11 protein-coding genes and 1 tRNA gene are annotated in these 12050 nt (G+C 59.9%); 6 read left to right on the top strand and 6 right to left on the bottom strand.

All coding sequences use genetic code 11. The features are described 5' to 3' along the window. Positions 1–150: 150 nt before the first annotated feature. Positions 151–1137 (bottom strand): hypothetical protein, encoded by a 987-nt coding sequence (locus VXJ24_RS07715; protein ID WP_330972347.1) that lies wholly within the window; start codon positions 1135–1137, stop codon positions 151–153. After that, positions 1134–2174, bottom strand: a complete 1041-nt coding sequence (locus VXJ24_RS07710; protein WP_330972346.1) for a response regulator receiver protein — start codon at positions 2172–2174, stop codon at positions 1134–1136. The genes VXJ24_RS07715 and VXJ24_RS07710 overlap by 4 nt, the downstream gene beginning before the upstream one ends. A gap of 478 nt (positions 2175–2652) precedes the next feature. Here VXJ24_RS07710 and VXJ24_RS07705 point away from each other — a divergent pair, with 478 nt between their 5' ends. Together VXJ24_RS07705 and VXJ24_RS07700 are read left to right on the top strand one after the other, a co-directional pair. After that, the gene (locus tag VXJ24_RS07705) at positions 2653–4506 is read left to right on the top strand and encodes a carbon starvation CstA family protein (RefSeq protein WP_330972345.1); all 1854 of its coding nucleotides are present in this window, start codon (positions 2653–2655) and stop codon (positions 4504–4506) included. Between the two features lie 306 nt (positions 4507–4812). Further along, positions 4813–6039, top strand: coding sequence for an iron-containing alcohol dehydrogenase (locus VXJ24_RS07700; protein WP_330972344.1), 1227 nt, complete (start codon positions 4813–4815; stop codon positions 6037–6039). Positions 6040–6175: 136 nt separating this feature from the next. On the opposite strand, the gene VXJ24_RS07695 is transcribed toward VXJ24_RS07700, so the two are convergent. Continuing rightward, complete coding sequence (locus tag VXJ24_RS07695; protein ID WP_330972343.1) at positions 6176–7732, bottom strand: Mur ligase family protein; 1557 nt, start codon at positions 7730–7732, stop codon at positions 6176–6178. Positions 7733–7804: 72 nt separating this feature from the next. Between VXJ24_RS07695 and VXJ24_RS07690 the strand changes: the two genes are divergently transcribed. Continuing rightward, positions 7805–7880: transfer RNA gene (locus tag VXJ24_RS07690), tRNA-Val, on the top strand. A 157-nt stretch (positions 7881–8037) separates the two neighbouring features. On the opposite strand, the gene VXJ24_RS07685 is transcribed toward VXJ24_RS07690, so the two are convergent. Together VXJ24_RS07685 and VXJ24_RS07680 are read right to left on the bottom strand one after the other, a co-directional pair. After that, on the bottom strand, positions 8038–8301 hold the full coding sequence (locus VXJ24_RS07685; protein ID WP_330972342.1) for a Txe/YoeB family addiction module toxin: 264 nt from the start codon (positions 8299–8301) through the stop codon (positions 8038–8040). Positions 8302–8304: 3 nt separating this feature from the next. Continuing rightward, entirely contained in the window at positions 8305–8571 is a 267-nt protein-coding gene (locus VXJ24_RS07680; protein ID WP_330972341.1) for a type II toxin-antitoxin system RelB/DinJ family antitoxin, read from the bottom strand. 286 nt (positions 8572–8857) lie between these two features. Here VXJ24_RS07680 and rph point away from each other — a divergent pair, with 286 nt between their 5' ends. From rph to nagB, 3 genes are all read left to right on the top strand, one after another. Further along, entirely contained in the window at positions 8858–9613 is a 756-nt protein-coding gene (gene rph / locus VXJ24_RS07675; RefSeq protein ID WP_330972340.1) for a ribonuclease PH, read from the top strand. A 2-nt stretch (positions 9614–9615) separates the two neighbouring features. Beyond that, positions 9616–10248 carry an RdgB/HAM1 family non-canonical purine NTP pyrophosphatase gene (rdgB, locus tag VXJ24_RS07670; protein ID WP_330972339.1) on the top strand — a complete coding sequence of 211 codons (633 nt, stop codon included), beginning with the start codon at positions 9616–9618 and terminating at the stop codon, positions 10246–10248. Between the two features lie 171 nt (positions 10249–10419). Further along, positions 10420–11154 (top strand): glucosamine-6-phosphate deaminase, encoded by a 735-nt coding sequence (nagB, locus tag VXJ24_RS07665; RefSeq protein ID WP_330972338.1) that lies wholly within the window; start codon positions 10420–10422, stop codon positions 11152–11154. Between the two features lie 112 nt (positions 11155–11266). On the opposite strand, the gene VXJ24_RS07660 is transcribed toward nagB, so the two are convergent. Continuing rightward, complete coding sequence (locus VXJ24_RS07660; RefSeq protein WP_330972337.1) at positions 11267–12007, bottom strand: GntR family transcriptional regulator; 741 nt, start codon at positions 12005–12007, stop codon at positions 11267–11269. Positions 12008–12050 lie beyond the last annotated feature (43 nt).

Raw genomic sequence — 12050 nt, 5'->3', positions numbered from 1 at the left:
ACGGAATCTGCACACCGTTCCGGCAGGAAGGAGGCCGTGCACAGGCAGCTGCATCCGTTCGGCTAGCTGCAGGAATCCTGACCTGCCCCCGGAGTGTACGGATGACAGGTGAAATCAACCTCCACGCATTTCCCACGACGGAAAATCCACCTAGGCGCCCCAGTCGAGGCCTTCCGCATCGCAGAACTTCATCGCGTCCTGGACAAGCCAGCTCTGGTCTTCGCACCAGTTGATGAAATCGGGCGTATCGGCCACGATCGGGTCTGCCTCATGCACGGCGAGCATGGCTTCCTCGAAGCTGTTCGGGGCATAGGCAGGCCTGTCAGGGATGCAGAGCTCGACGAAGACCGGGCGAAGCAGGGCATAGGAGCCGCCGTGCACAAGACGCATGTAGCCCTTGAGGGCACGGGTGGCTGCCGGCATGCGGTTGAGCTTGAAGAGCAGAAGCACACGGGCAAGGTGCCACCATGCGTTGCCATGGTGTCCGGCCTCGGCCTCGAGCTCGTTGAAGGCAGGCTCGTCCTCGAGGCGGGCGTAGGCCAGGGCCAGGCTCGAGCGGATGCCCAGGGCGTCCGTCGGTGCCACATCGAGCGCCTCGCGGCCAAGAGAGGCTGCCATGCGGTAGTGGGCGGTATCGACGCAGGTCCTCACGGTGGCAGCACGCAGGCGCAGGCGCGGCCTCAGATAGACATCGTCCCAGAGATCCGTCTCCTTTGTGCCGAGCTCCTGGAGCTTGCCTGAGCGCTTCTCCTCGGCCCCCTCCAAGCGCAGAAGCGCATCGAGGAGCGCTTCGGGATCGAGGTCGCGGGCAAGGGTCTCGATAAGCGCAGCATCGAGGCAGGAGGGATCTTCTCCCTGTGCCTGCTGGGCAGCTGCCACAAGGGCAGAGAGGCGCTTCTTGCGCTCTGCCATGAACTCGTCGTCGCCTCGCAGATCGTCGTCCTTCACGGAGTCGTTATAGCGGGCAAGGGCGCCTTTGAGGATATTCAGGGCCCTCTGGTCGTCGGTCTCTATGAAGTCGGAAAGGTTCTCGTGGACATCGCGCCTGAGCTCTTCGAATCCTGCCGGCGTGAGGCCGCCAAGCTTGCGCGAGCGGGTGAGGGCGCATCTTTCCTCAAGCTCTTCTGCCGCATTCATCGGAGACCGCCCTTCCGGGCCTTGGCCCCGATATGGCGGGGACGGGTGCCCTCTGCCACAAGGCGCGGCACTTCCTGGGAGACCCAGGTGGAAAGCGTGCCCCGCTCTGCAGAGTCCCTGCCTTCCTGCAGAAGGATCGCTCCTTCAGAGACGGCGAGGATGAGCTCGTCTTCGCTTCCAGGCTCCACGGCAAGGCGGGCATAGACGCCGTCGGGAAGCTCGTGCTGGGCGACGAGGATATCGCCTGCCTCGGGATAGCTGGCGAGGATCTCGCGCAGGATGTCGCGGGAGCGGTCGAGGTCATGGGCGGAGAAGGCGAGCGAGAGCGCTGCCATGCGTGTCCAGGCGCTCTCGGCACGTCCTGCCTCTGCCATGCGGCGCTTCAATGCAGCAAAGCCTTCATCGTCTTCGAGCTTTGCGTAGGCGTAGGCAGCTGTATCGAGGACGCCTGCCTCGTCCTGAGGGTCGAGCGCAAGCGCACGGCCTGCGACCTCAAGGCAGAAGCGGTAGTGGCCGCAGACAAGCGCACGTCCCGCCTCGGCGGCAAGCCAGCGAAGGTACGGCGCATAGGCAAGATGCTGGGCAAGCTGCTGCTCCTCTTCGGGGGCGCCGTCGCGCACAAGGCGGGCGCGGGCACGGTCTGCCTCATCAAGCGCCTTCTGCTCGTTGTCTGCAAGATAGCGGAAGTAGCCTTCATAGGAGGAGAGCTCGGCTGCCTCCATCATGCGGCTCGCATCGGTGCTGCCGGGGTCGAGTGTGAGCGCCTCGCTGAGCTCCTTCTGTGCTTTCTGGATGAGCGAGCTTGCAGCAGACTCTGCTGCGAAGGGGAGGCGGTAGTCGATAAGTATTGCGGCCTCGGAGACAAGGTGGAAGGCGCGGTCGGTGTCCGTCTGGGGAAGAGTGTCCCTCCTGTGCGCGAAGCGCTCGCCGAACGAGGCGAAGCGCCGGCTTGCGCTCTTTGCTTCGTCTGCCGACATGCTCTGGTAGAAGCGCAGGACCATGCGCTCATAGTCTTCCTGCTGCGGATCGAATGCCATATCCCTCCCTCCGTCAAGGTTTCCTGAATATATGGTACCCGTATGGTACCGGAGTTTGGGGAGGCGGGGGAGCGCCTGCCCCCTTGGTAGCTGTTTCGACACAGTTCAGGGTATTCATGAGGAAAGGCAATACGGGATGAATGGAGCCTGTATCTCGGTGAACGGTACTTTTTATGCCTAAAAATGGAGCGAATCTGGTCCAAATGTTACTTAAAGATGAACTGTCAGTTACGCGATGAATAAGCTCCGGATGTACATTTGATTGCAAAATTGTTGCACAAATGAATATAGACAGATAAATAATAGATATAGTGCATAAATATGCATCGCATTGCGAAATTCTGGAAGTGTGGAGGCAACAAGACGCTCACAGCACTGAAAACAGGCTTTTGAAATCAGTGTAATGTCCAGCGTCACCACACGTCGAAGTACGGGAACGGCCTGCTACGCGGCGTCCAAGCTAAGGAGGTAAGAAGACATGAACGGTATCACGATCATCTTAGTTAGCGCGGTGGTCCTCATTATTGGCTACCTCGGATATGGACGCTGGCTAGCGAATCAGTGGGGCGTCGACAAGAATGCTCTGACTCCTGCAGTGCGCATGGAGGACGGCAAGAACTTCTCGCCCGCTTCCCGCTTTACCGTTTTTGCCCATCAGTTCTCTTCCATCTGCGGCGCTGGCCCTGTCACGGGCACCATCGTCGCCATGGCATTCGGCTGGGTCCCGGTCATGCTCTGGGTCCTCGTCGGTGGCATCTTCTTCGGCGCTGTCCATGACTTCGGCGCTCTCTATGCTTCCATGAAGAACAACGGCAAGTCGCTTGCCCAGCTCATCGAGAAGTACATCGGCAAGACCGGCCGTCGCCTGTTCCTGCTCTTCAGCTGGCTCTTCTGCCTCATCGTCATCGCCGCCTTCACCTCCATGGTTGCAGGCACCTTCAAGATGACCGTGGCTGACGGCGGTGCTGTCGACTATGCCAAGTCCTACTACGGTGGCGCTGCTGGCACCATCTCCCTGCTCTTCACCTTCGTCGCCATCCTCTTCGGCTGGGCCTGCCGCAAGTTCGACCTCAAGGGCTGGAAGGAACTCGTCTGCGCTGTCGTGCTGCTCGTCCTCATGTTCGCTGTCGGCATGCAGCTTCCGCTCTACCTCGACGAGAACGGCTGGATCGCTGTGACCATGGCATACCTCGTGTTCGCAGCCGCCATGCCGATCCAGACCCTGAAGCAGCCGCGTGACTACCTCACCACCATCATGATGGTCGTCATGATCGTCGCAGCTGTCCTCGGCATCTTCGTCATGGGTGCCAACGGCCAGGGCGAGATGACCGCTCCTGCCTTCGTCGGCTTCACCAACGCTTCCGGCCAGTTCCTCTTCCCGGTCCTCTTCGTCTCCGTCGCCTGCGGCGCACTCTCCGGCTTCCACAGCCTCGTGTCCACCGGCACTTCCTCCAAGCAGGTCTCCAATGAGACCGACGCTCTCCCTGTCGGCTACGGCGCCATGGTCCTCGAGTCCTTCGTCGGCATGATTGCCATCGTCATTGCTGCCATCATGTATAAGGACATGAACACCGCAGGCGTCAACGGTGCTGCCGCTGCCACCCCGTTCCAGATCTTCGCTGCAGGCATCGCAAAGGGCATGACCATGTGCGGCCTGAACCAGACCGTCTCCACCGTGTTCATGACGATGTGCGTGAGCGCTCTTGCTCTTACCTCCCTTGATGCTGTCGCTCGTATTGCACGCCTCTCCTTCCAGGAGTTCTTCGCCAAGTCCAACGACGCTCTCGCTGTCGAGCGCGAGAAGGCCGGCGTCATGAAGGTTGTCGGCAACCCCTGGTTCGCAACCATTGTCACCCTGGTCTGCGGCCTGTCCCTTACCTTCGGCGGCTACCTCAACATCTGGCCGCTCTTCGGCGCTTCCAACCAGCTCCTCGGCGGCATGACGATGATCACGATCGCTGTGTTCTGCAAGGTCACTGGCCGCAAGGGCTGGATGCTCTATGTCCCCGTCGTCTTCCTGCTCTGCTGCACGTTCACCTCGCTCGTCCAGTCCATCATGGGCTGCACCGCCGCAATCGCCACGTATGGCCTGCTCGGCACGACCGCGAAGGGGGCTTCCGTGCTTCTGACCTCTGGTCTCCAGCTTGTGTTCGCTGTCCTGCTCGTCGTCCTCGGCGTCATCGTCTCCTACAACTGCCTCAAAGAGTTCTTCACCAAGAAGGCAGGCTCCATCCCCGACGAGGAGCCCGAGTGGAGCGAGCTTGGCCGCAAGCACTATGAAGAGGCCAAGAAGACCCCGGTCATGGATGCGAAGAAGCAGGTCACTGCCTAATCGTCTCCAGCAGATGAACTAGCTGATGCGCCTGTCCCTCACGGGATGGGCGCATTGCTTTATGCAGCAAGCGTATGCGGAAAACGTTTGACCCAATATGTCAAGTCACGTCGCCGAGCTATAGCATCCATTCGCGGATTAGATGAATAGATGTGAATATAACGGCTCTATCTGGATACGAACCTGAATTGGCAGAGCATTGGCAATCGGTTTCGGTGCATGTCCATGCAAGGGACGCCAGGGAAGGACGTCTACAGCATGTATCCGCTGCTCTGACTGGCAGCGGCAGACGAAAGGATGGATAGAATGGGTCGTTTTACCAATCCGCGTGATGTCTACTTCGGAGAGGGCGCTCGCCACGAGGTCAAGAACCTCAAGGGCAAGAAGGCAATCATCGTTTCCGGCGGCCACAGCATGCGCCGTGGCGGCTTCCTGCAGGATGTCCAGAAGGACCTCGAGGACGCTGGCTTCGAAGTGAAGCTGTTCGAGGGCGTCGAGTCCGATCCTTCCGTCGAGACCGTCGAGAAGGGCGCTGCTGCGATGCGCGAGTTCCAGCCTGACTGGATCGTCGCAATCGGTGGTGGCTCGCCTATCGACGCTGCAAAGGCCATGTGGGTCTTCTACGAGTATCCTGACGAGTCCTGGGATGAGATCATCAAGCCGTTCAACTTCCCGGAGCTTCGCCACAAGGCACACTTCTGCGCCATCTCCTCGACGTCCGGCACCGGCACCGAGGTCACCGCATTCTCCGTCATCACCAACTATCAGCAGGGCATCAAGTACCCGCTCGCTGACTTCAACATCACGCCGGATGTCGCAATTGTCGACCCTGAGCTCACCTACAGCATGCCTGCAAAGCTCTGCGCACACACCGGCATGGACGCTCTGACGCACTGCCTCGAGGCCTACGTCTCGACTGCAGCCTCCATGTTCACCGATGCCAACGCTCTCCACGGCATCCGTGAGATCACCGAGTGGCTGCCGAAGTCCTATACGGGCGACCATGAGGCTCGTGCCCATATGCATGAGGCACAGTGCATCGCCGGCATCGCCTTCTCCTCGGGCCTTCTCGGCATCGTCCACTCCATGGCACACAAGACCGGTGCTGCCTTCGAGGGTGGCCACATCATCCACGGCTGCGCAAACGCAATGTATCTCGGCAAGGCCATCGAGTGGAATGCACGCGACTCCCGCGCTAACGAGCGCTACGCCTACGTCGCAAAGGAGATCCTGCATCTCCCGGGCGAGACGAACGATCAGCTCGTCTCCAACCTTGTCCAGTACATCCGTGGCATGAACGACAAGCTGAACATCCCGCAGTCCATCAACAACTATGCTGTGGGCGGCATCAAGGCCGACGACAACAACCAGCCGGTCATGGTCTCCGAGAAGGAGTTCCTCGAGAAGCTCCCGAAGGTCGCTGCAAACGCCGCTCTCGACGCCTGCACGCCGGAGAACCCGCGTGAGACGAAGCCGGAGGACTTCGAGAAGATCCTGAAGTGCTGCTACTACGACGAGCCGGTCAACTTCTAGTACCGCTTGGCATAGAAAGCCAGAAGGGAGCCCCTCGGGGCTCCCTTTTTTCACGGCGAGAAACAGGGGCGCAGTTCACAGAGAAGCGCGCCCCTGGCTTTAATCGATGCTCTGAAGGCTGTTCCTGGCTCTTCCTTTAAGCCTTGGCATCCTCAGGATGCTTGGCACACCAGTCCCTCACAGCATCCTGGAAGAGATCTGCATCGAGAGGTGCCGGGATGAGCTTGCCGCACTCGTGCTGGACGCCTTCCGTGCCGCGTCCGAGGACGCAGATGACGGCAGGGCCATCTGCTGCAAAGCCAAGCTCTACAGCACGGGCGATGGCCGCCTCTCTGTCCGGGACAATCTCGCAGGGCACGCCTTCGGGCGTCGCTTCCACCATCGCGCGGCAGATGTCTTCCGGCTTCTCGTGGCCGGGGTCGTCCTTCGTGAAGATGAGGCGGTCTGCGAACTTGCCTGCGACTGCCGGAAGCTCGAAGCGCCTCTCCGTCGCCTTGTCGCCTGTGGCGCCGAAGACGGCAATCACGTGATGGTCAGGGAAATCCTTCACGACAGAGGGGAAGAACTTCTCGAACGCCATCTTGTTGTGGGCAAAGTCCACGATGCCTGTGACCTTGGCATTCGGTGTCTGGATGAGCTCCATGCGGCCTGGCACCTTCGTGCGGGCGAGGCCTTCTGCAATCTGCTCGTAGGGCACATGGAGTTCGGTGGCGCAGGCAATGGCGCACAGGGCATTCTCCACATTGAACGTGCCCGGCATCGTGAGCGTGATGGGGCCTGCCCACTCAGGCGTATGGCACGTGAAGGTGACAAAGCCACAGGCGCTCTCTATGTCTTCTGCCCAGATGTCGGCGTCGGGCCTCTCTGCTCCGAACGTCACGAGCTTCTTGCATGTCTTGGCACGGTCCAAGATCTCGTCCACATGGTCGGAGTTCAGGTTCACGACGGCGCATGTTGCCTGGGAGAAGATCTTGAGCTTGCTCTGGAAGTAGTCGTCCCAGTTCGGATGCTCGAGCGGGGAGATATGGTCCTCGCCGATGTTCAGAAATCCTGCGATATCGAGCTTGAGGCCGAGCACACGGTCGTACTTGAGCGCCTGGGAAGAGACCTCCATCACGGCGTAGCGGAGGCTCCTGTCCCGCATATGGGCCAGATAGCGCCAGAGGTCAGGGGATTCCGGCGTCGTGTTCACGGACTCCTGGGAGGTCACACCGTCATACGTCTCGATCGAGCCTATGAGGCCACAGGCAGAATAGGGATCGTTGCCCTCGAGGATGGCACGCAGCATATAGGTCGTCGTCGACTTGCCCTTCGTGCCGGTGATACCGATCGTGGCGAGGTCCTCGTCGGGGTTTCCGTACGCTGCCTTCGCCACCCATGCCATGGCCTCCCTCAGATTCGTCGCAATGAGGGCCGGGAAGTCCGGCATGAGGGAGGAGAGCCCATCTGCCTGCGCCTCGTCTGCGAGGTAGCCGCAGGCACCTTTCTCCCGTGCGGAGACGAGGTAGGCGCTCTTGAAGGCGGCGCCTTTGCAGATGAAGAGGTGGTGGGGCTCGACGACTCTCGAGTCGCAGTCCGCTCCCGTCACGGCGATGTCTTGGGCATCCTGCCCAAGTGTCGTCGCGTCGGAAAGGAGGCCCTTCGTGGTGAGCAGCTGGGCCAGGTCTGCCAAGGTAAGAAGTGAGGTATTCATGGGTCAGAGTATACGCTGCGCAAGGCACAAATGACTCAGGCGTCGGCATGTGATAGAATTTCAGGACATTCTGGGCGATTGGCGCAGTGGCTAGCGCAGGTGCTTTACACGCACAAGGTCGGGGGTTCGAACCCCTCATCGCCCACCAGAAGAGATTGAAGGCCGGAGAGCTTGAAGCTTTCCGGCCTTGTTCATAAGAAGGCTCCAATTCACATAATTGTGCGCTGGCGCCCGTAGCCAGATGTACAGAGAGATGGAGAAGCGGCTAGAAAAGCATCTGAGAATTCGCATCTCTGCAGTGTCCATCACTTGTCCGAGCAGTGTCCGCGGCACGAGATGATGCGCACGATGTCACCATCCACAGAGAAAACGAGCCGGTTCTGGACATCGATGCCTGCGCTCGTCAATGTGTGAAGATTGCCCTTGAGGAGCTCTGCCTTCCCGATGACTCTGCCACCCGTTCGGGCTATGTCTTTGAGGAGCGCGTTGATTCGTTTGAGGGTCTTCTTGTCCTGACTCTGCCAGTATTGATAGTCAATCCAAGCCTGATCATCCCATAGATAAGGCATGCTCTATTCCTCGATGAGGTCATGTTCGGTCTCATGGCCGTCAAGCATGCGCTCGTAACGGTCTTCCATCTGAGCAATGAATTCAGACTTGCTCGGGGTTGGCTTGCGCACGTCGAAGGGGAATCCCCCGTCCTGGACGAAGCGCTTCATGAATACCGTGATTGCGACCGTGGGCGTGAGACCGAGGTCCTCGGCGGTGCTATCGAACTCGCGCTTGAGGTTGACATCGACGCGACTGCCCAACGGAACGGTTGTAGTTGATGCTGCCATGATAACTCCCGACTACATATGACAACAATACAAGATTAATTGTCTGCAATATACCAGTGATTGTGCATGTTATATTACTTCGGCAGCTTCCAGAGGCTGCGCAGCACTCATATGGCTCGAGTACAGACTCCGCAAACGTGCGAATCGGAGAGCTGCAGCGAACCTGTCTTGGAAGGGCTCACCGTGCTTTCCATGCGGACGAGATGAATGGCGGGAATGAGTGACAGGTGCCCAAAGGCACATGGCCTTATGATGGAGAGGACTGGCAAAGACTCAGGAGGTCAGCATGGAAGACAAGGTAGCTCAAGGCTCTGTGCCCGAGCGCTCCTATGGACGCTCGCTCGAGAAGATGCGCCCCGTGAAGCTCACCCGTGATGTTATGAAGAATGCCCAGGGCTCGTGCCTGGCCGAGTTCGGCGATACGAAAGTGCTCTGCTCGGCCACGATCGAGGAGGGCGTGCCCGCCTGGAGGAAGGGCCAGCGTGCCGGCTGGGTGACGGCCGAGTATGCAATGCTTCCTGCCTCCACGTCGAAGCGGACGCCGCGCGAATATCGCGGACGCAAGGGCCGTTCCATGGAGATAGAGCGCCTCGTCGGCAGGAGCCTCCGGAATGTCTGCGACATGCGCCGCATGGGCGAGATCACGGTGACCGTGGACTGCGATGTCCTGCAGGCAGATGGCGGCACGAGAACGGCCTCGATCACAGGTGGCTGGGTCGCGCTCTTCGAGGCGCTCCGTGCGTGGTGCGATGCCGGCAAGATCAATCACATCCCCATTACCCATCAGGTAGCAGCAATCTCCATGGGCAAGGTCGGAGGATTGCTGATGCTCGACCTCGACTACCCGGAGGATTCGTCTGCCGAGGTCGATATGAACCTCGTCGAGCGTGATGATGGAGGCATCGTCGAGGTGCAGGGCACAGGAGAGCGGGCGCCGCTCACGCGCGAGGAGCTCAATGCCCTCCTCGATATGGGAGATGCCGGCATAAAGGAGCTGCTTGCGCTCCAGAAGAAGATCACCGGATTCGAAGCGAGAGGATAGCCATGAGGAATATCGAAGAGCTTGACCCGGCAAAGACGGTCGTCGTCGCTACCGGCAATGCCCATAAGGTGAAGGAGATCGAAGCGATCCTGGGGCCCGTGCTCGAGGATATGGAGTTCGTCGCCTTGGGTGAGCTCGGCGACTTCCCCGACCCCATCGAGGACGGCGATACCTTCGCTGCCAATGCCCTCATCAAGGCCGAGGCGGCGCTTGAGGAGACCGGCCTTCAGATGGCGGTGGCAGACGACTCGGGCCTCTGCGTCGATGCGCTCGATGGGGCGCCCGGCATCTTCTCTGCCCGCTGGGCCGGCGAGCACGGAAACGACGATGCGAACAACACGAAGCTCGAACATGCAATGAAAGATGTGCCGGATGATGCGCGTGGTGCCCACTTCCATTCGAGCGTCGTCTTCGTCTCGCGCGACGAGGATGGGGAAGAGGTGCTCCACGGCGAGGGAGACTGCCCGGGAAAGATCGGACATGAGCGCAGGGGAGATGAGGGCTTCGGCTACGATCCGCTCTTCCTGCCTGATGCAACGCCGGGGCGTACGATGGCGGAACTGACGATGGAAGAGAAGAACAAGATTTCCCACCGCTTCCACGCACTCGAAGATCTCGCAGAGAAGCTTCGCTAGGAAAGGGGCCGCAAGGCCCCTTTCTCATGGAGAAGTTGCCAAAATTGGTATCAAAATATCAAACCTTGGGTATCTCGCGCTTCTGACGCTTCCGGCTGCCTATAATCGGCAGTGATAGAGAGAGAAAAGGCAACGGAAGGGCTTTGAGGCTCTTCCAGATAGGAGACTTCCATGAGGATTGTACGCTGCAAGGACTACAACGATATGAGCCGCAAGGCTGCCAACATCATCTCTGCCCAGGTCATCCTGAACCCGAAGTCCATCCTGGGACTTGCCACGGGTTCGACGCCGATTGGCGCCTATGCGCAGCTCGTCAAGTGGTATGAGAAGGGCGATGTCGACTTCTCGCAGGTCGAGACCTACAACCTCGACGAGTACCGCGGACTCACGCATGAGGACCCGCAGTCCTATCACTACTTCATGCGCAAGAACTTCTTTGACGGCATCAACATCGACCTCGCAAAGACGCATGTGCCGGATGGTGCCGACCCCGATATCGAGCATGCCTGCTCCACCTACGACCAGATGGTGGCAGATGCCGGCTTCTGCGATCTTCAGCTCCTCGGTATCGGCAACAATGGCCACATCGGCTTCAACGAGCCGGACGATGTGTTCAGCAAGGGCACGCACTGCGTGAACCTGACCGAGTCCACGATCAAGGCGAACTCCCGCCTCTTCGAGTCCGAGGACCAGGTGCCGCGCCAGGCCTACACGATGGGCGTCCAGACAATCATGCGTGCCCGTTCGATCCTCGTCGTCGCCAATGGCCCGAAGAAGGCCCAGGCTGTCTACGACATGATCTATGGCCCCGTGACGCCGAAGGTCCCTGCCTCCATCCTGCAGCTGCACACGAACTGCACGGTCGTGGCAGACGAAGAGGCGCTTGCCCTCTGCCCGAAGGAGTAGGCAGGATACAGGCAGCGTACAGCCGAAGGCCTCCGGAGCCCCGCTCCGGAGGCTTTTTCGTATCCTGGCGATATCTGCCGGACGCTATACGCGACGGCAGCATCGTGCATGCCTAGGGCAAAGGAGTGCGCGTCGCCGAATCGAAGAAGTGGAACCAGTTCGGAAGATACTTGCTTTCGACATGCTCGAACTGGTCTCCCGCCGAGTCGTAGGTACGCGAGCGCACCACGGCAAGCCAGAGCGGCTCCGCGATGCCGAGAAGGCGGATGTCCTCCCTGGTGGGCTCTTCGACCGTGACCTCGCGGTTCGATACGGCAATCTCGAGACCCAGGTCGTGTTCGCAGTAGCGGAACAGCGAAGAGACTGCCACCTTCTCGTCGATTCCCGGCACCACCTTCGAAAGGAACAGGTGCCGGTCTATTGCCATCGCCTGTCCGTTGAGCGAGCGCACGAGATTCACGCGGGTGAGGTCCTCTCCTTCAGGAAAGCCTGACATATGCGCGAGGGCGGGCGTGCATGCAACATGGTCGAGCAGGAACAGCTTGGCCGACGGGACGGCTCCGATCGAGCGGGCAGATTCGGTGAACGACGTGAGCCCATCGACGCGGAAGGTGCTCTCGGCTGCATTCTGCTTGGCTGGCAGATAGATGACGCGCACGCCGCGGCCCTTGATCGAGGTCACCATGCCTTCGTTTGCAAGCATCGATATCGCCTTGCGCACGGTCATCCGCGAACAGCCGAATTCCTGTGTGAGGCTTGCCTCTGACGGCAGGTAGCTCTGCGGCGCGAAGCTGCCGTCAAGGATGCGCTGCCGCAGATTCCGATAGATTTCGTCGTATATGGCTTTTCCCATCGCGAGGCCTCCTCCAGCAGCGCGGGATGTGCTGCCGCTATCT

Source organism: Olsenella kribbiana, from assembly GCF_036408795.1.
Lineage (GTDB): Bacteria > Actinomycetota > Coriobacteriia > Coriobacteriales > Atopobiaceae > Olsenella_L > Olsenella_L kribbiana.
The sequence above is the reverse complement of the archived record's forward strand: the minus strand, read 5'-3'. Positions and strand labels throughout refer to the sequence as shown.

What these genes read in the sequence shown, in the direction of transcription:
- VXJ24_RS07715 (WP_330972347.1), bottom strand. Translation starts at nt 1,137, where the DNA reads ATGAATGCGGCAGAAGAGCTTGAGGAAAGATGCGCCCTCACCCGCTCG.
- VXJ24_RS07710 (WP_330972346.1), bottom strand. Translation starts at nt 2,174, where the DNA reads ATGGCATTCGATCCGCAGCAGGAAGACTATGAGCGCATGGTCCTGCGC.
- VXJ24_RS07705 (WP_330972345.1), top strand. Translation starts at nt 2,653, where the DNA reads ATGAACGGTATCACGATCATCTTAGTTAGCGCGGTGGTCCTCATTATT.
- VXJ24_RS07700 (WP_330972344.1), top strand. Translation starts at nt 4,813, where the DNA reads ATGGGTCGTTTTACCAATCCGCGTGATGTCTACTTCGGAGAGGGCGCT.
- VXJ24_RS07695 (WP_330972343.1), bottom strand. Translation starts at nt 7,732, where the DNA reads ATGAATACCTCACTTCTTACCTTGGCAGACCTGGCCCAGCTGCTCACC.
- VXJ24_RS07685 (WP_330972342.1), bottom strand. Translation starts at nt 8,301, where the DNA reads ATGCCTTATCTATGGGATGATCAGGCTTGGATTGACTATCAATACTGG.
- VXJ24_RS07680 (WP_330972341.1), bottom strand. Translation starts at nt 8,571, where the DNA reads ATGGCAGCATCAACTACAACCGTTCCGTTGGGCAGTCGCGTCGATGTC.
- rph (WP_330972340.1), top strand. Translation starts at nt 8,858, where the DNA reads ATGGAAGACAAGGTAGCTCAAGGCTCTGTGCCCGAGCGCTCCTATGGA.
- rdgB (WP_330972339.1), top strand. Translation starts at nt 9,616, where the DNA reads ATGAGGAATATCGAAGAGCTTGACCCGGCAAAGACGGTCGTCGTCGCT.
- nagB (WP_330972338.1), top strand. Translation starts at nt 10,420, where the DNA reads ATGAGGATTGTACGCTGCAAGGACTACAACGATATGAGCCGCAAGGCT.
- VXJ24_RS07660 (WP_330972337.1), bottom strand. Translation starts at nt 12,007, where the DNA reads ATGGGAAAAGCCATATACGACGAAATCTATCGGAATCTGCGGCAGCGC.